The organism is Bacillus sp. Root131 (genome assembly GCF_001429475.1).
GTDB lineage: Bacteria > Bacillota > Bacilli > Bacillales > Bacillaceae_G > Bacillus_A > Bacillus_A thuringiensis_S.
Genome location: NZ_LMJQ01000008.1, coordinates 54,694 through 77,535, shown reverse-complemented (window position 1 = coordinate 77,535; position 22,842 = coordinate 54,694). Strand labels below are relative to the sequence as shown.

The following is a 22,842-nucleotide window of genomic DNA, read 5'->3' as shown; positions in this document are numbered from 1 at the left end:
GTATATTATGGTATATTTAGTTTAAAAGGGGTTTAAACCATGCAGCACGTCACTTTATTACCACTAGATTTATGCTATACAAATGTGATTTTCGAGCTATCAAGTGATCCACATATAAAAAATGCATTGGGGATAACGGTAGAAAACATCGAAGACACGAAAACATTTCTTCTTTTCGCAATAGAAGAAGAGCGTCAAAAGAAATCCTTATCGAGAATGATTGTGAATGAAGAAAATGAAATAATTGGCCTCACCACACTTAAACATATTAATAATGAGAAAAAGCAATCTCACATTGGTAGTTGGCTCGGCTATCCGTACTGGGGAAAAGGCTATAACGAGGCTGCTAAAAAAGAAATCTTTAAAATCGCCTTTTTAGACTTACAACTTTCCTACGTATTTGCTGGTGCTAAAACGAATAATATCCGCTCTTTAAAAGCACAAGAAAAACTACCTTATATTTCATTGCATGTGGAAAACAAGTTTCCAGACGAACACGCTGCACTAGAGAAAGAAGTAAAGTCACCTTGCTCTCTGCATGTCGTGTCACGTGAAAATTTTTTAAACTGGTTGAAATTACAGAATGAGGAGGCAAAATATGAAGGTATTGAAAGTTAGTTTAACCGTTGTAGTAGAATTAGCTCTTATTTATCTTTTTTCATTATTGGTCGGTTGGTCATTTATAGAGACCTTTTTCCTTGGTAGTTTAGCAATATTTGCAATTATGTGGTTAATTATTATGAGTAACCATAGAAATAACATTACAGATCACGCAATAAGTAAAACATTAACTGGCGTTGAGACTGGCGAAATAAAGCCATTTCAAATTGTTTTGACTCCATCTATTATGGGTACTCTTTCACTTGTTTTAGTCAGTTTTATAATAACAGTTATTTACTATCTACCCTATTTCCTATAAAAAAAGCACTCGTGAATTATCACGAGTGCTTTTTTACTATGCACGAGAAACGTATTTACCTTCACCAGTGTTGATGATAAGCATTTCGCCTTCGTTAATGAAGATTGGTACTTGTACAACAAGACCAGTTTCTAATGTAGCTGGTTTTGTTACGTTAGAAGCAGTATCACCTTTAATACCAGGCTCTGTTTCTGTAACTTGTAATTCAACTGTGTTTGGAAGTTCAACACCAAGTACTTCGCCTTGGTAAGTCATAATTGCTACTTCCATGTTTTCTTTTAGGAATTTAAGCTCGCGCTCGATTTGTTTTTCACCAAGTTCGATTTGCTCATAAGTTCCGTTATCCATAAATACGTGAGCCTCACCGCTTGCGTATAAGTATTGCATACGACGGTTTTCGATGTGTGCTTTTTCTACTTTCTCACCTGCACGGAATGTTTTCTCTTGAACAGAACCTGTGCGAATGTTACGTAGTTTAGAACGAACGAATGCAGCACCTTTACCTGGCTTTACGTGTTGGAAATCAAGTACTTGCCAAAGGGCATTGTCCACTGAAATTGTTAAACCTGTACGAAAATCGTTTACTGAAATCATGTAAAAAAATCCTCCTGTGTATTACAAAATAATAAGTTCTTTTGGTGATTTCGTAATTACTTCATTACCTTCACTTGTCACAATGATATCATCTTCAATACGTACGCCGCCAATACCTGGAATATAAATACCTGGCTCTACTGTTACAGCCATACCTGGTTCAAGTACTGTATCAGAACGGAACGCTAAACCTGGTGCTTCATGGAGTTCAAGACCTATTCCATGACCAGTAGTGTGTCCAAAGTATTCACCATATCCTTTTTCCGTTATGTAGTCACGCGTTAGCGCATCAGCCTCGCGACCTGTTAAACCAGCTTTAATACCGTTCACACCACGTAGTTGTGCTTCTAAAACGATATTATAAATTTCTTTTAATTTATCAGATGGTTCACCGACTGCAATCGTACGAGTAATATCAGAGCAATATCCTTTGTAATAAGCGCCGAAGTCTAATGTAACGAAATCTCCTGTTTCTATCACTTTTTCAGATGCCACGCCGTGCGGTAATGCCGAACGAAGACCTGAAGCAACGATAATATCAAACGAAGAAGATGTTGCTCCTTGTTTTCTCATGAAAAATTCAAGTTCATTTGACACTTCAATTTCAGATACTCCCGGGCGAATGAATGATAGAATATGCTCAAAGGCAGCATCTGCAATCTGTGCAGCTTCCTTTAATATCTTAATCTCTGAATCAGTCTTTATCAAGCGTAACTTTTCTACAAGTCCAGAAGTCGGGATAAATTCAGCATCAATCGCTTCCTTATGCACTGAATAAGAACTATATGTAAGAGTATCTTGCTCAAAACCAAGTTTTTGAATTCCAAGCTCTTTCACTTGCTTTGCCACTTCATCAATGATCAATCCTGCGTGCTGTACAACCTCATATCCAACCGCTTGTTTACTTGCCTGCTCGACGTAACGGAAATCTGTAATAAATTGAGCACGATCTTTTGAAATAAGAACAACGCCTGCTGTTCCTGTGAAGTTAGCCATATATCTACGACTATGTTCATTTGTTAACAAAATACCGTCAATGCCAGCCTCATCAAATGCACTTCGTAATCCTTCAATTTTCTCCATTACTCTATGCCCCCCTCAATTTCTCCATTAATGCAAATAACGCTAACTTATAGCCATAAAAACCAAATCCTACAATTTGACCTGCACAAACAGCTGCCGTCACAGATTCATGACGGAATGATTCACGCTGATGAATGTTAGAAATATGTACTTCAATAACAGGAATCGAAATGCTCGCAATGGCATCACGAATCGCATAGCTATAATGCGTAAATGCTCCCGGATTTAAAATGATCCCTTCATATATATCTTCCGCTTCATGAATAATGTCGATAATGGCACCTTCATGATTCGATTGGAAACATTCTAACTCCACTCCCATTGTTTCTGCTTCTTGCTTCATATCTGCTTCAAGTGTCGCTAGCGTGCCCTTTCCATATACATTTACCTCACGAACACCGAGGCGATTTAGGTTAGGACCGTTTACGAGGAGTAACTTTTTCATATTCTTAAAACTCCTTAATATTAATATCTATACAATATTTTAACATAGGAGTTACTTATTTGAATAGTTCGTCTTCTCTTGCCCTTCTTGTTCTACTTTATTGCTATTTACTGCATAAGAAACAGAATATGCTATAAACACACCATATAATATAAAAATACATATTGTCGTTACAATTGTCTCTTTTGGCAAATGGAGCGCACTTTTAATAACAGGAGCCATTAAACCCATCCCAAAAAACAGTAATGCCCACCAAAATAGCCCATAAATAATTCCCGCAATAATCCCTTCAAACTTTGCAAAAAATGCTTTATATAAAAAGGCAATCAAAATTGAAAGAAGTCCCATACACACTATTCCGGACACATTGCCCCATACCCCCTCTTTCCAACTTCCAAACGCAAATGGTAAAAGGAAATAATTCGGTCCCGCCTCCGTGAATGAAAATATATGAAGGAAATACCATATCCCGCCCCAAAAGATTCCACCAAACAAACCGATCTGCACAAAATTCCTTGTTCCTAATTGTTCTTGACTCACATCGACACCTCCGCTCAATAGTATGCCCGAAACTATTTTGAAGCATGTTTAAATCCTGCGAAATTTGTCTATAAAAAGAATAAGAAATGTCCGACTCTCATAATATTTTCCCTTGTCATCTACTTGTATTTGCCGATAAAATAAAGGAAACTCGGTGATTGTCTTATTTCAAAACGACAGAACCCAGTATGACAATTGCCTCTTTTTCTACATAAGAGAGAAACAAATACAGGTTGGTGTTAACATGGCAGAAGAGTCAAAACAAATATATGGCGGGCAAGCGGTCATAGAAGGAGTTATGTTTGGCGGTAGAGAATATACTGTTACAGCGGTTCGTCGTAAAGATAAATCGATTGAATTTTATCGATTACCACGCGTTCGTAATAAAGTATTATCTATCCTAAAAAAAATTCCATTTTTACGAGGGATTGCCGCTATTGTGGATGCAAGTGCGAATGGAGCAAAGCATTTAAACTTCGCTTCTGAACGATTTGACGTCCACCCAGAAGATGATGAACAAATTGCTAATAAAAAAGAAGAACAATCAAAATTAACGATGGTATTAGGAGTTGCAGCTGTTGGCGTTTTATCTTTCATATTCGGTAAAGTCATTTTCACAGCAGTTCCTGCACTATTAGCTGAATTAACAAGACCGATTTTCCCATCTCATACTGGGCAAATCATTGTCGAAAGTGTCATTAAGCTCATGCTATTATTGAGCTATATATACTTTATTTCTTTAACCCCACTTATTAAGCGGGTATTTCAGTATCACGGTGCAGAGCATAAGGTAATCAATGCTTATGAGAATGACCTTCCTCTGACTGTAGAAAACGTTCAAAAGCAAACTCGTCTCCATTATAGATGCGGCAGTAGCTTTATTATATTTACAGTCATTATTGGAATGTTCGTTTATTTCCTAGTCCCTACAGATCCTCTTTGGGCACGAGTTATAAACAGAATTTTATTAATTCCAGTTGTACTTGGTATTTCTTTTGAAGTATTGCAATTTACAAATCGATTACGAGATATTCCCGTATTACGCGTACTTGGATATCCTGGATTATGGCTACAACTATTAACAACGAAAGAACCAACAGATGATCAAGTGGAAGTAGCAATTGCATCGTTTGAAGAATTATTACGTTTAGAGAACAAACAATAATTATTTAAAAATGGTGTTCAACTCCTTTCCTCATCGTTAATATACTAATTTTAATATACGTTTTTAGGAGGTGTCCCTTATGAACGGTCGTTCGTTTACTTTCGCTATATTTGTGCTTATTATCGGATTGGCAATATTCGGCCTTGTTTCATCTGTTATTACAAATCCCATGGGTGTATTAAGAAATATCGGGTACATGTTACTTGTTGTCGGTATCTTTTACTTGCTATACAAGATGTTTACAAATTCCAGTGGTTCTGCAAATTCGCAAAGCTCATATAAGCGTGCGGCAAAACAATCGAACCGCAAACATGGGAAACAAAATGTAGCACCCCTAGGCAATTCTTTCTTTAAGTCAAATACTTCTAATGACAAAAGTAAAAAAGGGAATTCTTCCACTTTGAAACGAAAAAGAAAACAGTCTCATTTAACTGTCATTGAAGGCAAAAAAAGCAAAAAGAAAGACCGTGCTTCCTTTTAGGAAATACGGTCTTTTTTTATACTTTGAAGCACTTCTTTTAAACTTTTCTCTCTCATACTTTCAATTCGAAGATGATGATTTTCAAATGGTAAATTCCGTGTCACATCATTAGGTACCACAACGCACGTTAATCCCGCTGCAATTGCTGCTCTCAATCCATTTAATGAATCTTCAAACACAACAGCTTCAGACGGCTTAATTCCTAATTCTTCTATTGCAATTCGATAAAGAGCTGGATCTGGTTTTACCTTCTCAACATCTTCTCTCGTTTTAATAACTTCAAAATAATCTCGAATCTGTAGCTCTTCTAAAAAATGAATAACCCATTCTCTAGACGAACTAGAAGCTAGTGCGATTTTTAATCCCATTTCTTTCGCTTCTTCTAAATATTCTTTTACCCCGTCACGAGCTTTTGGTATTTTCATTTTCTCTTTATGTAAAGTTGCCACTTTTTCTTTTAATGCACTTTTGTTAAACTTCTCTTTTAATTGATCATTTAAATATGCATAAAGTACCTCATCTGTTGTTCCAATGCATTTCGCAAATTCCTCTAAAGGTAGTTCTTCGCCGTATTCACGAACAGCATCTCTGAAAGAGTGAAACCATATCGTTTCTGTGTCCACAATTAATCCATCAAAATCAAAAATAATTGCTTTCATAATTCTCCCATCCTTTTCGAATTGAAATAAAAAAGGAAACGCCATACGTTCCCCTTAATTACTTTTCTCTTCATTTGCTCTTTGAACACCGCGAAGTGTTTCCACTCGGACTGCATCTTGTTCAAAGTATTCCACTAAATCACCAATGCGATCAATCGCTTCCCAACTTAAATGATGCTCAATTCCTTCTACATCATTGTAAATTTTACCTTCATCCACACCGATAATACGCATAAATTGCTCTAGCAAGTCATGACGATATACGAGACGTTCTCCGATTTTTTTACCTTTTGTTGTTAATACAAGCCCTCTATATTTTTCATAAATTAGATATTCATCTTTGTCTAATTTTTGCACCATTTTTGTTACAGAGGATGGATGTACACTAAGCGCTTCAGCAATATCAGATACGCGGGCATAACCCTTTTCATCAATCAACAAATAAATTTGTTCAATATAATCTTCCATACTAGGGGTAGGCATCGGTTTCCTCCATCCAAGTTCATTTTGCTTATTCCGTACGAAGCAATCAATAAAATGATACACCAGAAAGAATAACGTGACAAGGTGGAAACGAGCCTAAATATATAAAACAAAAAAGAATCTGTATTTGCATACAGACTCCCCTTAAGTAAAGTATTGTATTTCTGCATTAGGAAAAAACTCATTTATATAACCTCTTATCGTTTCTTCCAATACTGCTGCTTCATCTTTTTTATATACGTATTTTCCGATGCCGTATCGTCCCCATTTATATTTACGCTTCTCCTCATCCATTTCAAGTTTCGTCTTCGGATAACGCTCTTGAATGACCTTTTTTGCCGGTTTTGTAAAGCGATGTTGAATTAATTCAAATGTTAAATTTGGTATCGACAAATCTTTTAGTGCATTGTACAGTCGCTCAAATAGTTCACGGTATCCTTCTTCCCACCCTTCATGCATATAAAGCGGCGCAACTATAAATCCAAGTGGATAACCCGCACCTGCTACTTTACGTGCAGCCTCTATTCGCTCCTCAAACGGCGATGTCCCTGGTTCAAAATTTTTAATTACAGATCGTGAATTTATACTAAATCGAAAACGAGTTTTCCCATTATGCTTTGCATCTAATAAATGATCAACGTGCGAATATTTCGTGACGAAACGTAAGCGCCCATATTCACTTTCTCCAATGAATTCAATCGCCCGCTTTAATGCATGTGTTAAATGATCAATTCCAACAATGTCTGATGTACACGCTGCTTCAAATCTTGTTATTTCAGGTGCCCTTTCATCCATATATTGCTTTGCCTTCTCAAATATTTCATCAAGATTGACATACACACGAACGTAAGGCTTACTCCCAAGTGTCGTTTGCAAATAGCAATAATGACAATGTCCCATACACCCTGTTGCGAGCGGAATTGCATATTCAGCTGACGGTTTTGACGTATCAAACTTTAGCGTCTTCCTCACTCCAACGACAAGTGTAGCCTTTGCATTACGATACTTTTGCAAATCATTTTCTCCTGGCAAATTTCTAATTTGATTATGTGATGTCGTTTCACGAATTTCTAATCCCATCTTCGTAAACTTCTCATAAAGCTCTTTTCCAAGTGGATATTCAAGTGCCTTTGGTTCAAAGTAAACGAGTTTTGGCATAAATGGTTTCATATGCTTCCCTCCTCTCGTTAGTATGGGAAGCATTGAAAAATTAACACGCATTAAAGTTTTCCACTTCAGTAACTTGCTTTGCAAGTTACTGAATGTTATAATTTGGATAACAGCTACCTTGCAACGCAAGTTACCTAAATAAAAGGTGGTGAAATCATGCACAGCCAAATGTTAAAAGGTGTGCTCGAAGGTTGCATCCTATACATTATTTCACAAGAAGAAGTGTACGGATATGAACTGAGTACAAAATTAAATAAGCACGGCTTTACATTCGTAAGCGAAGGAAGCATATATCCGTTATTGTTACGTATGCAAAAACAAAAATTGATTGAAGGAACATTAAAAGCTTCCTCACTCGGTCCAAAGCGAAAATATTATCACGTAACCGATAAAGGGTTAGAACAACTTGAAGAATTTAAACAAAGCTGGGGAATGGTTTCTACTACGGTAAATAACTTATTACAGGGGGAGTGATAGGGATGAATGCACAAGACATGATTGAATTGAATAATAAAAAACGTGAGCTTCTAACTTCCGAAAACGAGGCTGCTTATGGTGATATGTTAGTATATCTTCGAATATCAAACGTACCCGAGCAACAAATGGAGGAACTGTTACTAGAAATATTAGATCACCTCATCGAAGCACAAGCAGAAAATAAAAACGCTTATGACATCTTTGGAGATAATTTACAATCTTATTGCGATGAACTTATATCAGCTTTACCAACTCAAACAAAGTTAGAAAAAACTTCTTTAATTGGATTTTCTATTAGCTTACTTCTTGCTATACAGTTTGGCATAAATGCAATTATTTCATTTTTTATGTTTCTCTTTGAAAAAAACAATACATTATCAAGTCCGCCTTTTAGCATCCTTGGAACTACTTTGTCTGTTTCAATAATTATACTAGGTATACTATTTATTTTATATTTATTAAAGCGTTACTCCTTTGATCAGAAAATGAATTGGAAAAGAAGAATTCTATTTGGATTCGCATTTGCTACTCCATTTTGTTCCGCTGTATTCTTAAATATTTATTTCCAAAAGCAACCTTATCTCATTTACCATCTAAACTTTTGGCAAAGTGCCTTAATTGCTATCTTATTTTTTATTTTATATAAATTACTATACAAAAAATCAAATTTTTAACAGCCCTTCAAAAGGCTGTTTTTCTTCTGTCTAATTTTACAAATTGAAAAATTTCATAAAGAAAATAAGAAAAATGCAAAATAATTAAAGTTAATTGTTGACGTGATGCTTTTATTATCGGTATCATAAATCTTCGTGAGCAATTATTTTTCGTTATACGATTTTTTTATTATTACTGAATTTTTGAGAGGAGAAATTAGATGTCAGTTAAGAAGAAAACGCAAGTACGCACCGGCAAAATGGTACGTGAACTAATGTTAGCAGACGAAGATGTAAATGCTTCGCTAATTATGGTATATAGTGAAAACGGTGTAAACGCAGAAATTAAAATCGAGGGCTTAACGCCGAAATGTAACGAAGAATTATTTTTGAGCGGAAACGTGGATTGGAACAAGAGTGTTATTTATAAAATTGTTGATTTCACTGGAAACGCTGAAGTTGGTAAAGTTACATTAACAGCGATGAACAAAAACAATGTTTCTCTAGAAATTGAACGCGTTATGTGGAGTAAAGAAAATAAAGACGCTGCCGAGCAAGAAGAAACACAGGTAGAAGCAGCGCCGAAAAAAGAAGTAGTTGTAGAAGCTCCAAAAGCAATTCCACCCGCTCCTAAGCCTGTTACGCGTGTGGAAACACCTGCTATGGCACCTAAGCCTACTCCGGTACCGACACCGAAGCCAGTAAGTGTAGAAGCGGCTGTAGAACTAACTACTCCAGCACCTGTGAAAAAAGTAGTCCCTACTCCAGTTACAAAGCAAGAAACAGCACCGGTTGCTCCTGCAAAACCGAAGCAGCCTGCTTTGACTGAAACAAATTCAAAACTACAAGAAAATTATGTTAAACTCGTGAAAAAGACAATTGAAGTTTGTCAAGATTACGAGCTTGGCATCGACATAGATGATTCTATTGAAAGCTTAAAAGAAGAACTACAAAGCCAAGGTATTAGCGTTACATTTGACAAAGAAATTATGGACGTTGTAAGTCGCCTTCGTTCTTTACAAGATAAAGGAATCAAAGTAGAAAAAGTACTTAATTTACTATAAAAAAATAAGAGGTGGCAATTGCCATCTCTTATTTTTTATAATTCCACTCATTACTTTCATACTTCTCTTTCGCTAACGTTTGAACTTCATGTAACTGTTCTTCTGTTAATTCATATGGAACAAGTTCTACATCCAATCCTTTTTCAAACCCAATTTCAAACGCTTTAATTAACTGTTCTATCGTAAATGTACGGTCTGTTAATTCATTAATTGCTACCGCTTTAGAAGAAAACATACTTTTCATACGTTCCTTCACACGTTCATTTGGGAATAAAAATAGATCATATAGTTCATCTAAATCAATTTCTAATGGAATCGATCCATGCTGTAAAATAACACCTTTTTGACGTGTTTGAGCACTACCAGCAATTTTTCTTCCTTCCACTACAATTTCATACCAAGATGGTGCATCAAAACATACGCCTGAACGTGGATTTTTTAAATTTTCACGATCTGCTTCTGTTTTTGGAACTGCATAATATGCTTCTAGCCCTAATGCCTTAAAACCATCTAATAAGCCTTGCGAAATAACACGATACGCTTCTGTAACTGTTTTCGGCATATTCGGATGATCTTCAGACACAATAACACTATACGTTAACTCTTTGTCATGTAGTACACCCCTGCCGCCTGTTTGACGACGAACGAATCCATATTTCTTTTCGTTAACTACATCCATATTAATATCTTTTTCAACACGTTGAAAATATCCAACTGTTAATGTTGGTACTTCCCATTCATAAAAACGAATTGTTGGTGGCATTTTCTTTTCACTTTGCCAATTTAATAAACATTCATCTAACGCCATATTAAATGCCGGTGAACATTGACCAGAGTTAATATAACACCATTTTTCTTTTCCCATCCTGCACCTCATATAACCAAGTATTTTTCACATTCTCTAGTCTACCAAATTCGACAAAATTTGTGAAAGAATACGAAATTTCTTCTTATATGCAAATGAATCTGTTGCATAAATACATATGGGCATTATAATATTGAAAGTAGGATAAGAAAAAAGGGAGCGATAGAATCGTGTCAACAACTTGGATTATTTTATTAGCCGTAATCGTAGCATTCATCGGCTACACTGTATGGATGTACTTCTATCAGAAAAAATTAATTAAAACTCTTACAGAAGAAGAATTTCGCGCTGGCTACCGTAAAGCACAGCTTATCGATATTCGTGAAACAGATGAATATAACGCAGGGCACATTTTAGGTGCACGTAACATTCCGTTATCACAAATTCGCCTTCGCCATAAAGAACTTCGTCAAGATCAACCTGTTTACTTATATTGCCAAAGCGGATTCCGTACAGGTCGTGCAGCGCAATACTTAAAAAAACAAGGCTACAAAGATTTCTACCAATTACAAGGTGGATTTAAATCTTGGACAGGCAAAATTAAAAAGAAATAATAACATACAAAAAACTAGCTGAATAAATCAGCTAGTTTTTTCATTTCATCTTATTCGCAATGTATAATAAATTTTGCTTAATCGTGTCTTTATCGCTCTCTTCTACATTCCGATACAATAGCTGATATTCAATTCCTTTCTCTTTCCATAGAAGCGTAGCAAATTCGTCACCACGTTCATAATCATCTTTATTTTTAAAATAAGCAGACGTTCCATTATTTAGTTTCATTTGTTCTTGAAATCGCTTCTCTTCCACGAAATCCGGAAAACTATAAGGAAAGTTCGCGACATTTAACTCAATATACTCATTTCTACCTTGCTCCTGCTGTTTATATTTAATCGTTAAGACAGCCTTCTTTTTCCCAAGCGTTCTTACTTCACCCTTTACATCACTTATAATGTCGTACGGTAAAAACGTTGGAACTTTAAACTTCACCGGAAAATATTTTGGAATTTCCTTTAGCGGAATAGGATCCGTAACACGATCCATAGCTCCTCCTGTTGTTCCCACAAAGTGTTTTTCTTCTTGCATCGTTTGCTGAAACGAACACGAACTAAGTACAAAACTAGAAAACACGAAACAAATGATTCTTTTTTTCAATTTGTTTCCGCCCTTTCATACCGCTCTCTTAACGAACGAAGCGTTGATCCCGCACTAACGGCCCGATTAGTGCCGGCTAATAATCAGTGGGGGATGGCGCCCACTGATTAAAGTTTCACTTTATATGCTCTTCATATTCGCTTTGTCACCAAACTACACCTTTGAAAACTTTCCACGTTATTCTCACACATTTTGACAACACTTTTTGCAAACAAAAAAGACCCCTATCATTCTTACGCCCAAGTGAAAAGGTTACGCGAATAAAAAGAAGTCTTATTAATACCATAGTTTGTGAAAAGCTTTTCAGGTCAAGATTTTTTCTTTCTTATTATTTTCCCTTTATAATAAGAGAAAGAGGTGATACATATGGCCAATATAAAACAAATTGCTAAAACTGCTGGTGTATCGATATCAACTGTTTCTCGTGTCCTGAATAATCACCCTTACGTAAAAGAAGAAAAGCGTAAGCGTGTTCTAGATGCTGTTGAAGAATTAAACTACGCAAAAAATATAAATGCTGTCCATTTAATAAGAGGGAAAACATATACAATTGGCGTTATGCTCCCTTTCATTAACCTCCCCTACTTCAGTACCATTATTGAAGGAATTGGTAACGAAGCATTATTAGCTGGGTATCACATTAATTTATGCCAAACAAATTACGATAGCCTTGAAGAAATTCGTGTTCTTGAAATGATGAAAATGAAACAATTTGATGGGATGATTATTTGCTCCCGGACGAGCTCTTGGGAACAAATCGAACCTTTCGCAAAATTTGCCCCTATTATTTCATGTGAAAAAATGAACCATCCCCTCATTTCATCCATCTACGTAGATCATTATGAAGGCTTTCGTCTCGGTACTACCTATTTACTAAGTAAAGGCCATGAAAAGATCGGAATTTGTTTAGCGAGAAAAACAAGTGTAAATTCCATGGAGCGTGAAAAGGCGTTCGCCGATACACTTTGTAATGAAGGGAAGACGTTGCATCCTGAATGGATTTTCCACCAATGCTATACAATGCAGGACGGAGCACAAATACTCCATCGTATTTTAAATATGAAAAATCGTCCAACTGCTATTTTCACAGCGAACGATCAAGTTGCAGCTGGTTTATTAACAGAGGCTCGAAAACATGGCATCCGAGTACCTGAAGACCTTGCTATCCTTGGATTTGATAATCATGAAATTTCAAAGGCATTAGAAATTTCCACAATTGAACATCCCGGTCTCGCAATGGGCTCACATGCTTTTTCTTTATTCCATAAGCAGATTCAAAGCGAGCAAATTGTCGGCAGTCCAAAAGAGCTTTCATTCCATTTAATTAAGCGAGAGACTGTCTAAAAAGAGCGTTACCTATAACGCTCTTTTTCAGCTCTTCACCTATTGACATTATATTTTTCATCTCATATAATTAACCTAACGAACGGTAGGTAGGGGATGAAAATGACAGCAAACCGCATTAAAGCTGTAGCACTTTCTCATTTCGCACGCTACGGCTATGAAGGAACTTCATTGGCAAATATTGCTCAAGAAGTTGGGATTAAAAAACCATCGATTTACGCACACTTTAAAGGAAAAGAAGAGCTATATTTCATATGCTTAGAATCTGCTCTTCAAAAAGATTTGCAGAGCTTCACAGGCGATATCGAAAGCTTTTCCAATTCGTCCACTGAAGAATTGCTTTTAAAATTATTAAAAGGCTATGCAAAACGATTTGGTGAAAGTGAAGAATCAATGTTTTGGTTACGAACTTCTTATTTTCCGCCTGATGCATTTCGCGAACAAATTATTGATAAAGCAAATGTACACATTGAAAACGTCGGAAAACTTTTATTCCCTGTATTTAAAAGAGCAAGCGAACAAGATGAGCTGCATAACATTGAAGTAAAAGACGCCTTAGAGGCTTTTCTATGCTTACTCGATGGTCTTATGGTTGAACTATTATACGCAGGTTTAAATCGTTTTGAGACACGTTTAGACGCTTCTTGGAAAGTATTTTGGCGCGGACTTTCAAACTGACGGATTGCTCCTTTGCAATGCGTCGTTTTTAAGCACTTTACCTAACGACTGGTAGGAAGGAGAAATGACATATGGCATGGATTTATGTAATCATCGCTGGTATTATTGAAATCTTTTGGGTGATTGGACTAAAAAAAGCGGAGGCACCACTTGAGTGGGCTGGTGTTGCTCTATTAATTACAATTAGTTTCGTCTTATTATTTAGAGCTTATAAAGATTTACCTGTCGGCACTGTATATGCAGTCTTCACAGGAATCGGAGCTGGCGGAATCGTTCTTACAGAGATTTTCATCTTCGGAGAACCTTTCTCTATTGTAAAAGTTTTATTAATCGGTTTAATCTTCTTCGGAGTAATTGGTCTAAAACGAGTAACAGAAGAAAAAGAAACGAAGGAGGCTGCATAAAATGGCTTGGGTATTTTTAATTCTAGCTGGTATTTGTGAAATTATTGGTGTACTCTTTATGAAAGTAGCCACTGAAAAGAAAGGCTGGGCACCAAAAGTTATTTTAATCGCTAACTTCGGCGTAAGCTTCTTCTTCTTATCTCTTGCGATGAACACGTTACCGATGGGAACTGCTTACGCGATTTGGACTGGAATCGGAACTGCTGGAAGTGCACTTCTAGGCATTCTCATTTTCCGAGAATCAGCGGATTGGCGTCGTCTTGCTTTCTTAAGCTGCATTTTATGCGGCGCTGTTGGCTTAAAACTATTAAGCTAACGTGAGGTGAATGTCATGTGGAAAGAAAAAGGGAATCAACTGTTAGCATGGATTACACTCGGGATTGTCATTCTATTACAAATAAGTTTTCATATAATAGAATCATTGTTTCATAAAGTATTATCCATTCTCACATTCCTTCCTAACATGACACTTGAAATTATATCGATTGTTTGGTCCATTATCGCCTCCATTGCAATCGTCATTATATGGAGTATCGCCAAGCTATGGAATAAGTTATTTAAAAAGGACAGTACTTCTAAAAAAGAGTAACTGTCCTTTTTTGTATTCATTCAGATTTTCTATAAAAGTTAGATGCAATAAGACAAAACAGACCAACTATGACAATACTTATACCAATCCCTTTATGCAAATTAGGAAACGGTGATGGTATGTCTGAATAAAAATTTGCTAATATGAGACCGATTGAAACGAAAAGTACCCCTATTCTATATAACCATTTTCTTTTGTTCATCATTCTCCCCTCCTAAAATTTTTCATACACTCCTTTCTTTTGGACAGACTACCTAAAAAAGGAGTGAATAATATGCCAAATTCTATACATAAACAAATCCTATTTTTATTTTTCCTATTTCTTATTCTCATCATCGTTTTCAGCTTTATATTACATACTCCAAAAGATGTGCCAAATAGCGTTTCTTTTTATAAACTACTGCTCTCGTATTGTCGTTATTGAAGAACGTGCCTTTTGAAATTTCCCCAAGAAAAAAAGACCAACATTTCCCTGTTGGTCTTTCGTATATGTATCACTTTTCAAAGCGATCTAACATCTCGTCTCTCATTCCGAAACTTACTACTGCAATTCCTATATACATAAACAGAAGAAATGCCGGATGAACTGTGTTGTACCAGCTGCTGTCAACGATTAAGTAAATCGTTAATGCCACAACAAGAACAAACGCTAAGATAAACATATAAAAGTGTCTTGTACTACCCATGATAAACTCCTCTCTTCTCACTTCACCATTCAACAGTTTATTTTATCGAATAATTCGATATGACTCAAGGTTAACTTTCTGTTATGTAATCAAGTTCCACCTTTACAATGTCCTCACATGCTATTGAAATGATTGTTCCTTGTTTATCAATTGCCGTCACTTCTCTATTATCCATTACACGATTTGCTACTCTTTCTAACACTTTCCCTTGGTCTCGATAGCAAAATTCTTTTACATCTTTAATTGTTTCTCCATTTTCTAAATGGTATACCATTCTATAACATCGATATCCCACACTTTCACCCCCGTCTTGCTCGTTTTTTCACATATACATAAAAATGAGTAATTTTTGCCTCATCACATCTTCTTAATTTCAATAAAATTCTAACAAAAATAAATACTTTTATCAAACCGACTTTTTCAACAAAACTACCTATAAAACTACACCTTTACACCATTAGGAAACAAAAAATATAATTTTTTAACATTTTCTTCACTATTTCTGCACAAATTCTCCATACAAAAAAAGAACCCGCCGCAGCGAGTTCTTTTTTTGTTATTCTAATCAAACTTGTACAGGAGCTGGCTTTGCATAACGTAAAACTGGTTTACGTGCAGCCATCGTTTCGTCTAAACGTTTAATGACTGTCGTATGCGGTGCTTCTTGTACAACTTCTGGATTTTCTTCTACTTCTTTAGCGATTTGAATCATCTTATCAATGAAACCATCTAATGTTTCTTTTGATTCTGTTTCTGTCGGCTCAATCATAATACATTCTTCCACATTTAATGGGAAGTAAATTGTTGGTGGATGGTAACCGAAATCAAGCAGACGTTTTGCAATATCTAATGTACGTACGCCAAGTTTCTTTTGACGACGACCTGATAATACAAATTCATGCTTACAATGTCTATCGAATGGAAGATCGTAGAATGGCGCTAATCTTCTCATCATATAGTTCGCATTTAATACAGCATACTCAGTTACTGCACGCAAGCCATCTGGACCCATAGAGCGAATATACGTGTATGCACGAACGTTAATTCCGAAGTTACCATAGAATGGCTTCACACGACCAATTGCTTCTGGACGGTCGTAGTTGAAGTGATAACCATTTTCCGTTTTTTCTAAAATCGGTTTTGGTAAGTACGGAATTAAATCAGCTTTCACACCTACTGGACCAGAACCTGGGCCACCACCGCCGTGAGGACCTGTAAATGTTTTATGAAGGTTTAAATGCACAACGTCAAATCCCATATCTCCTGGGCGCGCTTGGCTTAATACCGCATTTAAGTTTGCACCATCATAGTATAATTTACCGCCTGCATTATGGACAATTTCTGCCATTTCTAAAATATTTTCTTCAAATAGACCTAATGTATTAGGATTTGTTAACATAAGTGCTGCTGTTTCTTCATTGACAACACGTTTTAAGTCTTCTAAATCAACAAGGCCATTTTCATTTGATTTTACTGTAATTGTTTCAAAACCAGCTACAGTTGCAGATGCTGGATTCGTTCCGTGAGCAGAGTCAGGCACAATTACTTTCGTACGGTTAAAATCACCATTTGCTTCATGGTATGCACGAATTAACATTAAACCTGTCCATTCTCCGTGTGCACCAGCTGCTGGTTGTAAAGTAACAGTATCCATACCTGTAATTTCGATTAAATGCTCTTGTAAGTCGTACATTAATTCCATTGCACCTTGTACTGTCTTTTCATCTTGCAGTGGATGAATATTTGCAAATCCTGCGAAACGAGCTACACTCTCATTAATTTTCGGATTATATTTCATCGTACAAGATCCAAGTGGATAGAATCCAGAATCAACACCGTGGTTACGGTTTGAAAGTGCTGTATAGTGGCGCATAATATCAAGTTCAGATACTTCTGGTAGCTCTGCATCTTCTACTCGAATATAATCGCTCTCAAACACATCTTCTAGTTTCACTTCTTCTACATCTAATTTGGGTAAGCTATATCCTACGCGTCCTTCTTTAGTCACTTCAAAGATAAGTGCTTGGTCTTGGTTCTTCATTGGATAGCCCCCATTTCGTTTACAAGTGTGTCAATTTCCTCTTTCGTACGAAGCTCAGTTACCGCTACAAGCATATGGTTTTCATGCTCTTTATAATCACGGCCTAGATCGTAACCGCCGATAATATTCTTTTGTAATAATGCATCGTTTACTTCTTTCACTGGACGTTTGCAATCTACAACAAACTCATTGAAGAATGGTCCAGCAAATGTTACAGTAAAGCCTTTCGCTTCAAATTGACGTTTTGCATATTGTGCTTTAGAAATGTTTTGACGTGCCATTTCTTTCACACCTTGTTTGCCAAGTGCCGTCATTGCAACAGAAGCTGCTAATGCATTTAACGCTTGGTTTGAACAAATGTTAGATGTCGCTTTATCACGGCGAATATGCTGTTCACGTGCTTGTAACGTTAATACAAATCCACGTTTACCATCTGAATCTACAGTTTGTCCAACAAGACGTCCTGGAATTTTACGCATAAATGCTTTCGTTGTTGCAAAGTAACCACAATGCGGTCCACCAAACTGCGTTGGGATACCAAATGGTTGTGCATCACCGATTACAATATCAGCACCAAATTTCCCTGGTGGTGTTAATGCGCCTAATGATAATGGATTTGAAGAAACGATAAATAATGATTTTTGTTGATGAACGATTTTTTCAATATCAGCTAATTTTTCAACTTGTCCAAAGAAGTTTGGATATTGAACGATTACACAAGCAACTGTATCATCTACTTCACTTTGTAATACGTCTAAATCTGTTACACCATCTTTATGATTAATTTCAACAACTTCAAGATTTTGACCTTTTGCATACGTTTCAAGTACTGCTCTTGATTCTGGATGAACCGCGCTAGATACAAGAATTTTCTTTTTGCGAGTATGGCCAGCTGCTAACATTGCCGCTTCAGCTAAAGCTGTACCCCCGTCATACATAGAAGAGTTTGCTACATCCATTCCTGTTAATTCACAAATCATTGTTTGGAATTCAAAGATTGCTTGTAATTCCCCTTGTGAAATTTCCGGTTGGTATGGTGTGTAAGCTGTATAAAATTCTGAGCGAGAAATAACATGATCTACAATTACTGGAGCATAATGATCGTATACGCCTGCTCCTAAGAAAGAAGCGTATTCTTTTAAGTTAGCATTTTTACTAGCCATTTGAGATAGCTCTTTTAAAAGCTCTGGCTCTGATTTTGCTTCTTTAATTTTTAAATCCCCTTTAAAACGAACACTCTCTGGAATATCAGAGAATAATTCATCGATCGTTTGAACGCCGATCGTTTGTAACATTTCTTTTTTGTCTTCTTCTGTCATTGGAAGATAACGATGCAACATGAAATCTACCCCTCTCCCCGTTACTTTGAACGTTTGTAAAATGGTGTTGGAACAACTACTGCTTTGACGCGTTTATTACGAATTTCAATTTCTACTTCTGTATCAACTGCTGCGTATTTTACATCAATTAGTGCTAAACCAATGCTTTTCTTTAACGTTGGAGATTGTGTACCACTCGTTACTTCCCCAATTTTTTCTTCACCAATAAATACAGGGTAATGCGTACGAGGAATTCCACGTTCGATTACTTCGATGCCGACTAATTTACGAGGCGCACCGTTTTCTTTTTGCTCTTTTAACGTTGCTTTTCCAAAGAAGTCTGCTTCTTTATTTGTTTTTACCGCAAAGCCAATTCCAGCCTCAATCGGTGTAATATCTTTTGATAATTCTTGTCCATAAAGTGGTAATGTTGCTTCGAATCGCAGTGTATCACGAGCACCTAAACCACATGCTTTTAAGCCCTCTTCTGCTCCAACTTCAAGAAGTTTCTCCCAAAGTTTTGCAGCATCTTCACTCTTACAGTAAATTTCGAATCCATCTTCACCTGTGTAACCTGTACGAGATACAAGTGCTGGAATTCCATCTACAAGAATATTGTTTTTAAATTTAAAGAACTTAATTTCTTTCAAATCTTCTGACACAACTTTTTGTAAAATGCCTTCTGCTTTTGGTCCTTGAATTGCAAGCTGTGCAACTTCACTAGAAACATTGACTACTGTCGCATCGCCAATTACATGACTTGCTAACCATTCGTAATCTTTCTCTATATTTGATGCATTGATTACTAATAAATAGTCTTCTTCACCACGTTTGTAGATTAATAAATCATCTACTGTACCACCATTTTCGTAGCACATAGCTGTATATTGTGCGCCCCCTACCTTTAAGGTAGATACGTCATTTGTAACAACACGTTGTAAAAATGCTAAACTATCTACACCTTTTACTTCAACTTCTCCCATATGAGACACATCGAACAAACCTGCAGCTGTACGTACAGCTTCGTGTTCTTCTTTAATGCTTGAAAATTGAACTGGTAATTCCCAACCACCGAAGTCGATTGTTTTTCCACCATACTTCGCGTATACATCAAATAACGGTGTACGTTGTAATGTAATCATGCTCTCTCCCCCTTATGCTTTGACAAATCAATAAAAGTTGCTTCCCTTTTCTAAACATTTTCATTCTGAAAAGATAGGATATACGGAATCTCATTATATTTTTTTATGAAAGCGTAAATAAAAAATCACTTTCTTGGATAAAATACGAAAGATTCCACACATTTCACACCATTATCCTAACATCATTCGCTATATTTCATCAATATTCTAGCATAAAAAATAATTTAGAATTTTTTATGTTAAAACACAATAAATACAGCTTTTGAGATTTAATACTTTATTATTGTCTATCATATAGCCTTTAATAACGATAATTATGCCTTCTTTTAAGGTAAATCATCATACATTAAAAATAATTACTTTAGTTTATAAAAGGTGGGAGAGTCGTAATGAATGTCGATATTTCCGTAGATCGGACGTGGCAAAACAATTTTTTAAATAGAATTGATGAAGATGGTCCTTGGACAAACTGGGATTTATATCACTTAGCTTATGAAACAGAAAAATCGTTACTTGTTCCTACTTTTGATGGACTACAAGCACCGAAACATTTATCCCATTTCACGCCGCTTCCGCATCAATTAGAAGTCGCTCAAAATGTAATTGAACAAATGAATGGTAAAGCGATTCTAGCAGATGAAGTAGGTCTTGGAAAAACAATCGAAGCTGGACTTATTTTGAAAGAATACATGGTCCGCGGGCTTGTGAAAAAGGTACTTATACTTGTCCCAGCTTCTCTCGTATCACAATGGGCATACGAGCTGAATACAAAGTTTTTCATTCCCGCTGTAGCACAAAAGAAAAGCTACTCGTGGGAACAAGCTGACGTAATCGTATCATCAATTGATACTGCGAAACGTTCACCACATCGCGATATCGTGTTGAACTTAGAATATGACCTTATTATTATCGATGAAGCACATAAACTGAAAAATAATAAAACAAAAAACTATGAATTTGCACAACGATTAAAAAAGAAGTTTTGTTTATTACTAACCGCTACTCCTGTTCAAAATAAGATTGATGAAATTTTTAACCTTGTTTCTTTATTAAAGCCAGGACATCTAGGCAATCAATCCAACTTTGAAGAATATTACGCTTCCAAAAATCGTTCAGCCGAATCAGATGAAGACTTAAAAGCTCTCATTAACAAAGTAATGGTGCGAAATAGACGACATAATACCGGTATCGATTGGCCGAAGAGACATGTACGTACAATTTTTGTTGAGTTTAATGAACAAGAACAAGCTCTATATAATGATATCGAAAATTGGCGAGGACAAGACGCCTTCACATCTGCTTTCTCATCGTTAACTTTAAAACGGGAAGCGTGTAGTAGTCGTGAGGCTGTTTACTATTCATTGAAAAAGCATGTAGAAAAAAGACAGAAAGAAAATGAACATTATATAAAAGATCCACATATCGATGTGCTAATGGACAAAATTAATCATATTCCTTTCAACTCGAAAGCAACTAAAGCTCTAGAGCTTATAAAAGAAATTGACGATAAAGTCGTCATTTTCACAGAATATCGAGCGTCACAAATGTACTTACAATGGTTTTTACAACAACACGGTATTTCTTCCGTTCCATTCCGCGGCGGATTTAAACGCGGGAAGAAAGATTGGATGAAGGAGCTTTTCCAAAACCACGCACAAGTATTAATTGCAACTGAAGCTGGTGGTGAAGGGATTAACTTACAGTTTTGTAGCCATATGATCAATTATGATTTGCCATGGAATCCAATGCGTCTTGAACAAAGAATCGGGCGTATTCACCGTCTCGGTCAAAAGAATGATGTTCATATTTATAACTTAGCTACAAAGCATACTGTTGAAGAACATATTTTGAAACTGTTATATGAAAAAATCAACTTATTCGAGCGTGTTATCGGTGAACTCGATGAAATTTTAACGAGAATTAATATGAAAAACATCGACGCGCACATTCAAGAAATTTTCGCGCAATCAAAAAGCGAAGGTGAAATTAGAATTAAGATGGAAAACTTAACATCTATTATCGACTTTGCGAAACGAAATGAAGCTGAGGTGCAAGGCTATGCAGCAACATGAAATTCATAATTACTTATACAATTTCTTTGAGGCGAATAACTGTGAAATTTTAGAACGTTCTCCTCATTTATTAGATGTACAGTTAACAATTGAGATGGATAAATTATTAATGAATCGCCCTTTTTATTGGCACTATCTTGAGAAAACAGGAGGCGTACCGAATCCGATGCGCCTTACTCTTATTACAAATCCAGAAAATGAAGAAAATGATGGTGAGCTTATTCACTACGGTTCACCACGTCTACATCAAATTTTCCAAACGACAAAAGAATTAGGCTCATACATACGTTTATATGAGGATGTAAGACATAATGGAGCAACACATACACCGCTCCACCCTTGGCTCGGTATTAATATAAAAGTTTCCTATCAATGTGATCGAAAAAAAGACATCCTTCACTCGATTGGTATTCATCTCATTTCTGGAACAATGATGGCAAACTTTCATGAAACATTAACAAACATTAAACTTACACCAAAAATACCTGATTTTTGTTTTACGCTCTCGCCCATCATTAAACCTCAAAGTGGTTTACAACGCATAGAAGACGCTTTAAAAAATATAATTGCAGAAGATGACCATACATGGGCAAAAGAAGCAAGAGTGCGTTGGAATCATGATTTAGACCTTTTAAACCGTTTTTATGAAGAAAGTGACGAACTTCCTGAGAGCTATGAAATTGAAAAACAAGCTCTGCAAGAACAGTATGAACCACGTATTACAGTGCAAATTATTAACGGTGGACTCTTTTATGTTACCGCGAATCATTTTCTATCAAAATAAAGCTCCTTCTGCTTTAGAAGGAGCTTTATT

The 22,842-nt window shown here is 36.2% G+C and carries 30 protein-coding genes; 15 read left to right on the top strand and 15 right to left on the bottom strand.

The window, feature by feature from the left end; all coding sequences use genetic code 11:
• Positions 1-39: 39 nt before the first annotated feature.
• Together ASE54_RS19535 and ASE54_RS19530 are read left to right on the top strand one after the other, a co-directional pair.
• Complete coding sequence (locus ASE54_RS19535) at positions 40-618, top strand: GNAT family N-acetyltransferase (RefSeq protein ID WP_001164990.1); 579 nt, start codon at positions 40-42, stop codon at positions 616-618.
• Positions 599-919 (top strand): hypothetical protein, encoded by a 321-nt coding sequence (locus ASE54_RS19530; RefSeq protein WP_000866225.1) that lies wholly within the window; start codon positions 599-601, stop codon positions 917-919. The genes ASE54_RS19535 and ASE54_RS19530 overlap by 20 nt, the downstream gene beginning before the upstream one ends.
• Positions 920-955: 36 nt before the next feature.
• On the opposite strand, the gene efp is transcribed toward ASE54_RS19530, so the two are convergent.
• The 4 genes from efp to ASE54_RS19510 are packed head-to-tail and all read right to left on the bottom strand — an operon-like array spanning position 956 to position 3,581.
• The gene (gene efp, locus ASE54_RS19525) at positions 956-1,513 is read right to left on the bottom strand and encodes an elongation factor P (RefSeq protein ID WP_000626513.1); all 558 of its coding nucleotides are present in this window, start codon (positions 1,511-1,513) and stop codon (positions 956-958) included.
• 21 nt (positions 1,514-1,534) lie between these two features.
• Positions 1,535-2,596: a Xaa-Pro dipeptidase gene (gene pepQ, locus ASE54_RS19520; protein ID WP_000411021.1), complete on the bottom strand. Its 1,062-nt coding sequence runs from the start codon at positions 2,594-2,596 to the stop codon at positions 1,535-1,537.
• 4 nt (positions 2,597-2,600) lie between these two features.
• On the bottom strand, positions 2,601-3,041 hold the full coding sequence (gene aroQ, locus ASE54_RS19515) for a type II 3-dehydroquinate dehydratase (protein ID WP_000735141.1): 441 nt from the start codon (positions 3,039-3,041) through the stop codon (positions 2,601-2,603).
• Positions 3,042-3,092: 51 nt separating this feature from the next.
• Complete coding sequence (locus tag ASE54_RS19510; RefSeq protein WP_000076883.1) at positions 3,093-3,581, bottom strand: YqhR family membrane protein; 489 nt, start codon at positions 3,579-3,581, stop codon at positions 3,093-3,095.
• Positions 3,582-3,825: 244 nt separating this feature from the next.
• On the opposite strand from ASE54_RS19510, the gene ASE54_RS19505 reads away from it, so the two are divergent.
• The gene (locus ASE54_RS19505; protein ID WP_000807119.1) at positions 3,826-4,746 is read left to right on the top strand and encodes a DUF1385 domain-containing protein; all 921 of its coding nucleotides are present in this window, start codon (positions 3,826-3,828) and stop codon (positions 4,744-4,746) included.
• Positions 4,747-4,825: 79 nt separating this feature from the next.
• On the top strand, positions 4,826-5,227 hold the full coding sequence (locus ASE54_RS19500) for an SA1362 family protein (protein ID WP_001014463.1): 402 nt from the start codon (positions 4,826-4,828) through the stop codon (positions 5,225-5,227).
• Here the strand turns inward: ASE54_RS19500 and ASE54_RS19495 are convergent.
• The 3 genes from ASE54_RS19495 to splB form a co-directional block, all read right to left on the bottom strand.
• On the bottom strand, positions 5,224-5,886 hold the full coding sequence (locus tag ASE54_RS19495) for an HAD family hydrolase (protein ID WP_014894887.1): 663 nt from the start codon (positions 5,884-5,886) through the stop codon (positions 5,224-5,226). The two genes, ASE54_RS19500 and ASE54_RS19495, sit on opposite strands and share 4 nt — an antisense overlap.
• A 54-nt stretch (positions 5,887-5,940) precedes the next feature.
• Positions 5,941-6,369: a transcriptional regulator MntR gene (mntR, locus tag ASE54_RS19490; RefSeq protein WP_001143081.1), complete on the bottom strand. Its 429-nt coding sequence runs from the start codon at positions 6,367-6,369 to the stop codon at positions 5,941-5,943.
• Positions 6,370-6,513: 144 nt separating this feature from the next.
• Complete coding sequence (gene splB / locus ASE54_RS19485; protein WP_000802104.1) at positions 6,514-7,539, bottom strand: spore photoproduct lyase; 1,026 nt, start codon at positions 7,537-7,539, stop codon at positions 6,514-6,516.
• Between the two features lie 156 nt (positions 7,540-7,695).
• On the opposite strand from splB, the gene ASE54_RS19480 reads away from it, so the two are divergent.
• The 3 genes from ASE54_RS19480 to ASE54_RS19470 all read left to right on the top strand — a co-directional run bounded on the left by ASE54_RS19480 (position 7,696) and on the right by ASE54_RS19470 (position 9,733).
• Positions 7,696-8,013 carry a PadR family transcriptional regulator gene (locus tag ASE54_RS19480; protein ID WP_000556088.1) on the top strand — a complete coding sequence of 106 codons (318 nt, stop codon included), beginning with the start codon at positions 7,696-7,698 and terminating at the stop codon, positions 8,011-8,013.
• 5 nt (positions 8,014-8,018) lie between these two features.
• Positions 8,019-8,690, top strand: a complete 672-nt coding sequence (locus ASE54_RS19475) for a DUF1129 family protein (protein WP_000993585.1) — start codon at positions 8,019-8,021, stop codon at positions 8,688-8,690.
• A gap of 200 nt (positions 8,691-8,890) precedes the next feature.
• Entirely contained in the window at positions 8,891-9,733 is an 843-nt protein-coding gene (locus tag ASE54_RS19470; RefSeq protein WP_000111891.1) for a hypothetical protein, read from the top strand.
• Between the two features lie 28 nt (positions 9,734-9,761).
• On the opposite strand, the gene ASE54_RS19465 is transcribed toward ASE54_RS19470, so the two are convergent.
• Positions 9,762-10,598 carry a biotin/lipoate A/B protein ligase family protein gene (locus ASE54_RS19465; protein ID WP_000514076.1) on the bottom strand — a complete coding sequence of 279 codons (837 nt, stop codon included), beginning with the start codon at positions 10,596-10,598 and terminating at the stop codon, positions 9,762-9,764.
• Between the two features lie 170 nt (positions 10,599-10,768).
• On the opposite strand from ASE54_RS19465, the gene ASE54_RS19460 reads away from it, so the two are divergent.
• Positions 10,769-11,152 carry a rhodanese-like domain-containing protein gene (locus tag ASE54_RS19460; RefSeq protein ID WP_000108654.1) on the top strand — a complete coding sequence of 128 codons (384 nt, stop codon included), beginning with the start codon at positions 10,769-10,771 and terminating at the stop codon, positions 11,150-11,152.
• A 40-nt stretch (positions 11,153-11,192) separates the two neighbouring features.
• Here the strand turns inward: ASE54_RS19460 and ASE54_RS19455 are convergent, their stop codons facing one another.
• Positions 11,193-11,729: a hypothetical protein gene (locus ASE54_RS19455; RefSeq protein WP_033668925.1), complete on the bottom strand. Its 537-nt coding sequence runs from the start codon at positions 11,727-11,729 to the stop codon at positions 11,193-11,195.
• Between the two features lie 390 nt (positions 11,730-12,119).
• Here ASE54_RS19455 and ASE54_RS19450 point away from each other — a divergent pair, with 390 nt between their 5' ends.
• The 5 genes from ASE54_RS19450 to ASE54_RS19430 all read left to right on the top strand — a co-directional run bounded on the left by ASE54_RS19450 (position 12,120) and on the right by ASE54_RS19430 (position 14,768).
• A complete protein-coding gene (locus ASE54_RS19450; protein ID WP_001273991.1) occupies positions 12,120-13,097 on the top strand; it encodes a LacI family DNA-binding transcriptional regulator in 978 nt (325 codons plus the stop codon).
• 96 nt (positions 13,098-13,193) lie between these two features.
• The gene (locus ASE54_RS19445) at positions 13,194-13,775 is read left to right on the top strand and encodes a TetR/AcrR family transcriptional regulator (protein ID WP_002082177.1); all 582 of its coding nucleotides are present in this window, start codon (positions 13,194-13,196) and stop codon (positions 13,773-13,775) included.
• Between the two features lie 71 nt (positions 13,776-13,846).
• Positions 13,847-14,179 carry a multidrug efflux SMR transporter gene (locus ASE54_RS19440; RefSeq protein WP_000312340.1) on the top strand — a complete coding sequence of 111 codons (333 nt, stop codon included), beginning with the start codon at positions 13,847-13,849 and terminating at the stop codon, positions 14,177-14,179.
• Position 14,180: 1 nt separating this feature from the next.
• Positions 14,181-14,495, top strand: coding sequence for a multidrug efflux SMR transporter (locus ASE54_RS19435; protein WP_000312623.1), 315 nt, complete (start codon positions 14,181-14,183; stop codon positions 14,493-14,495).
• A 15-nt stretch (positions 14,496-14,510) separates the two neighbouring features.
• Positions 14,511-14,768: a DUF3975 family protein gene (locus tag ASE54_RS19430; RefSeq protein WP_000265402.1), complete on the top strand. Its 258-nt coding sequence runs from the start codon at positions 14,511-14,513 to the stop codon at positions 14,766-14,768.
• A 16-nt stretch (positions 14,769-14,784) separates the two neighbouring features.
• Here ASE54_RS19430 and ASE54_RS19425 read toward each other — a convergent pair whose 3' ends face one another.
• From ASE54_RS19425 to gcvT, 6 genes are all read right to left on the bottom strand, one after another.
• Complete coding sequence (locus tag ASE54_RS19425) at positions 14,785-14,973, bottom strand: hypothetical protein (protein ID WP_002082175.1); 189 nt, start codon at positions 14,971-14,973, stop codon at positions 14,785-14,787.
• A 289-nt stretch (positions 14,974-15,262) separates the two neighbouring features.
• Entirely contained in the window at positions 15,263-15,454 is a 192-nt protein-coding gene (locus ASE54_RS19420) for a hypothetical protein (RefSeq protein ID WP_000535933.1), read from the bottom strand.
• Between the two features lie 70 nt (positions 15,455-15,524).
• Positions 15,525-15,728 (bottom strand): DUF3929 family protein, encoded by a 204-nt coding sequence (locus ASE54_RS19415; protein ID WP_000262496.1) that lies wholly within the window; start codon positions 15,726-15,728, stop codon positions 15,525-15,527.
• Between the two features lie 291 nt (positions 15,729-16,019).
• Positions 16,020-17,495: an aminomethyl-transferring glycine dehydrogenase subunit 2 gene (gcvPB, locus tag ASE54_RS19410; protein WP_000795712.1), complete on the bottom strand. Its 1,476-nt coding sequence runs from the start codon at positions 17,493-17,495 to the stop codon at positions 16,020-16,022.
• Positions 17,492-18,835, bottom strand: a complete 1,344-nt coding sequence (gene gcvPA / locus ASE54_RS19405) for an aminomethyl-transferring glycine dehydrogenase subunit 1 (RefSeq protein WP_000903240.1) — start codon at positions 18,833-18,835, stop codon at positions 17,492-17,494. The genes gcvPB and gcvPA overlap by 4 nt, the downstream gene beginning before the upstream one ends.
• A 20-nt stretch (positions 18,836-18,855) precedes the next feature.
• Positions 18,856-19,956 carry a glycine cleavage system aminomethyltransferase GcvT gene (gene gcvT, locus ASE54_RS19400; RefSeq protein WP_000631776.1) on the bottom strand — a complete coding sequence of 367 codons (1,101 nt, stop codon included), beginning with the start codon at positions 19,954-19,956 and terminating at the stop codon, positions 18,856-18,858.
• Positions 19,957-20,345: 389 nt separating this feature from the next.
• Between gcvT and ASE54_RS19395 the strand changes: the two genes are divergently transcribed.
• Together ASE54_RS19395 and ASE54_RS19390 are read left to right on the top strand one after the other, a co-directional pair.
• A complete protein-coding gene (locus tag ASE54_RS19395) occupies positions 20,346-22,028 on the top strand; it encodes an SNF2-related protein (protein ID WP_001100039.1) in 1,683 nt (560 codons plus the stop codon).
• Positions 22,015-22,812 carry a YqhG family protein gene (locus ASE54_RS19390; protein WP_001183964.1) on the top strand — a complete coding sequence of 266 codons (798 nt, stop codon included), beginning with the start codon at positions 22,015-22,017 and terminating at the stop codon, positions 22,810-22,812. The genes ASE54_RS19395 and ASE54_RS19390 overlap by 14 nt, the downstream gene beginning before the upstream one ends.
• Positions 22,813-22,842: the final 30 nt, after the last annotated feature.

Coding starts and splice junctions, on each gene's coding strand:
- ASE54_RS19535 (WP_001164990.1), top strand. CDS start 40: ATGCAGCACGTCACTTTATTACCACTAGATTTATGCTATACAAATGTG.
- ASE54_RS19530 (WP_000866225.1), top strand. CDS start 599: ATGAAGGTATTGAAAGTTAGTTTAACCGTTGTAGTAGAATTAGCTCTT.
- efp (WP_000626513.1), bottom strand. CDS start 1,513: ATGATTTCAGTAAACGATTTTCGTACAGGTTTAACAATTTCAGTGGAC.
- pepQ (WP_000411021.1), bottom strand. CDS start 2,596: ATGGAGAAAATTGAAGGATTACGAAGTGCATTTGATGAGGCTGGCATT.
- aroQ (WP_000735141.1), bottom strand. CDS start 3,041: ATGAAAAAGTTACTCCTCGTAAACGGTCCTAACCTAAATCGCCTCGGT.
- ASE54_RS19505 (WP_000807119.1), top strand. CDS start 3,826: ATGGCAGAAGAGTCAAAACAAATATATGGCGGGCAAGCGGTCATAGAA.
- ASE54_RS19500 (WP_001014463.1), top strand. CDS start 4,826: ATGAACGGTCGTTCGTTTACTTTCGCTATATTTGTGCTTATTATCGGA.
- ASE54_RS19495 (WP_014894887.1), bottom strand. CDS start 5,886: ATGAAAGCAATTATTTTTGATTTTGATGGATTAATTGTGGACACAGAA.
- mntR (WP_001143081.1), bottom strand. CDS start 6,369: ATGCCTACCCCTAGTATGGAAGATTATATTGAACAAATTTATTTGTTG.
- splB (WP_000802104.1), bottom strand. CDS start 7,539: ATGAAACCATTTATGCCAAAACTCGTTTACTTTGAACCAAAGGCACTT.
- ASE54_RS19480 (WP_000556088.1), top strand. CDS start 7,696: ATGCACAGCCAAATGTTAAAAGGTGTGCTCGAAGGTTGCATCCTATAC.
- ASE54_RS19475 (WP_000993585.1), top strand. CDS start 8,019: ATGAATGCACAAGACATGATTGAATTGAATAATAAAAAACGTGAGCTT.
- ASE54_RS19470 (WP_000111891.1), top strand. CDS start 8,891: ATGTCAGTTAAGAAGAAAACGCAAGTACGCACCGGCAAAATGGTACGT.
- ASE54_RS19465 (WP_000514076.1), bottom strand. CDS start 10,598: ATGGGAAAAGAAAAATGGTGTTATATTAACTCTGGTCAATGTTCACCG.
- ASE54_RS19450 (WP_001273991.1), top strand. CDS start 12,120: ATGGCCAATATAAAACAAATTGCTAAAACTGCTGGTGTATCGATATCA.
- ASE54_RS19445 (WP_002082177.1), top strand. CDS start 13,194: ATGAAAATGACAGCAAACCGCATTAAAGCTGTAGCACTTTCTCATTTC.
- ASE54_RS19440 (WP_000312340.1), top strand. CDS start 13,847: ATGGCATGGATTTATGTAATCATCGCTGGTATTATTGAAATCTTTTGG.
- ASE54_RS19435 (WP_000312623.1), top strand. CDS start 14,181: ATGGCTTGGGTATTTTTAATTCTAGCTGGTATTTGTGAAATTATTGGT.
- ASE54_RS19430 (WP_000265402.1), top strand. CDS start 14,511: ATGTGGAAAGAAAAAGGGAATCAACTGTTAGCATGGATTACACTCGGG.
- ASE54_RS19425 (WP_002082175.1), bottom strand. CDS start 14,973: ATGATGAACAAAAGAAAATGGTTATATAGAATAGGGGTACTTTTCGTT.
- ASE54_RS19420 (WP_000535933.1), bottom strand. CDS start 15,454: ATGGGTAGTACAAGACACTTTTATATGTTTATCTTAGCGTTTGTTCTT.
- ASE54_RS19415 (WP_000262496.1), bottom strand. CDS start 15,728: ATGGTATACCATTTAGAAAATGGAGAAACAATTAAAGATGTAAAAGAA.
- gcvPB (WP_000795712.1), bottom strand. CDS start 17,495: ATGAAGAACCAAGACCAAGCACTTATCTTTGAAGTGACTAAAGAAGGA.
- gcvPA (WP_000903240.1), bottom strand. CDS start 18,835: ATGTTGCATCGTTATCTTCCAATGACAGAAGAAGACAAAAAAGAAATG.
- gcvT (WP_000631776.1), bottom strand. CDS start 19,956: ATGATTACATTACAACGTACACCGTTATTTGATGTATACGCGAAGTAT.
- ASE54_RS19395 (WP_001100039.1), top strand. CDS start 20,346: ATGAATGTCGATATTTCCGTAGATCGGACGTGGCAAAACAATTTTTTA.
- ASE54_RS19390 (WP_001183964.1), top strand. CDS start 22,015: ATGCAGCAACATGAAATTCATAATTACTTATACAATTTCTTTGAGGCG.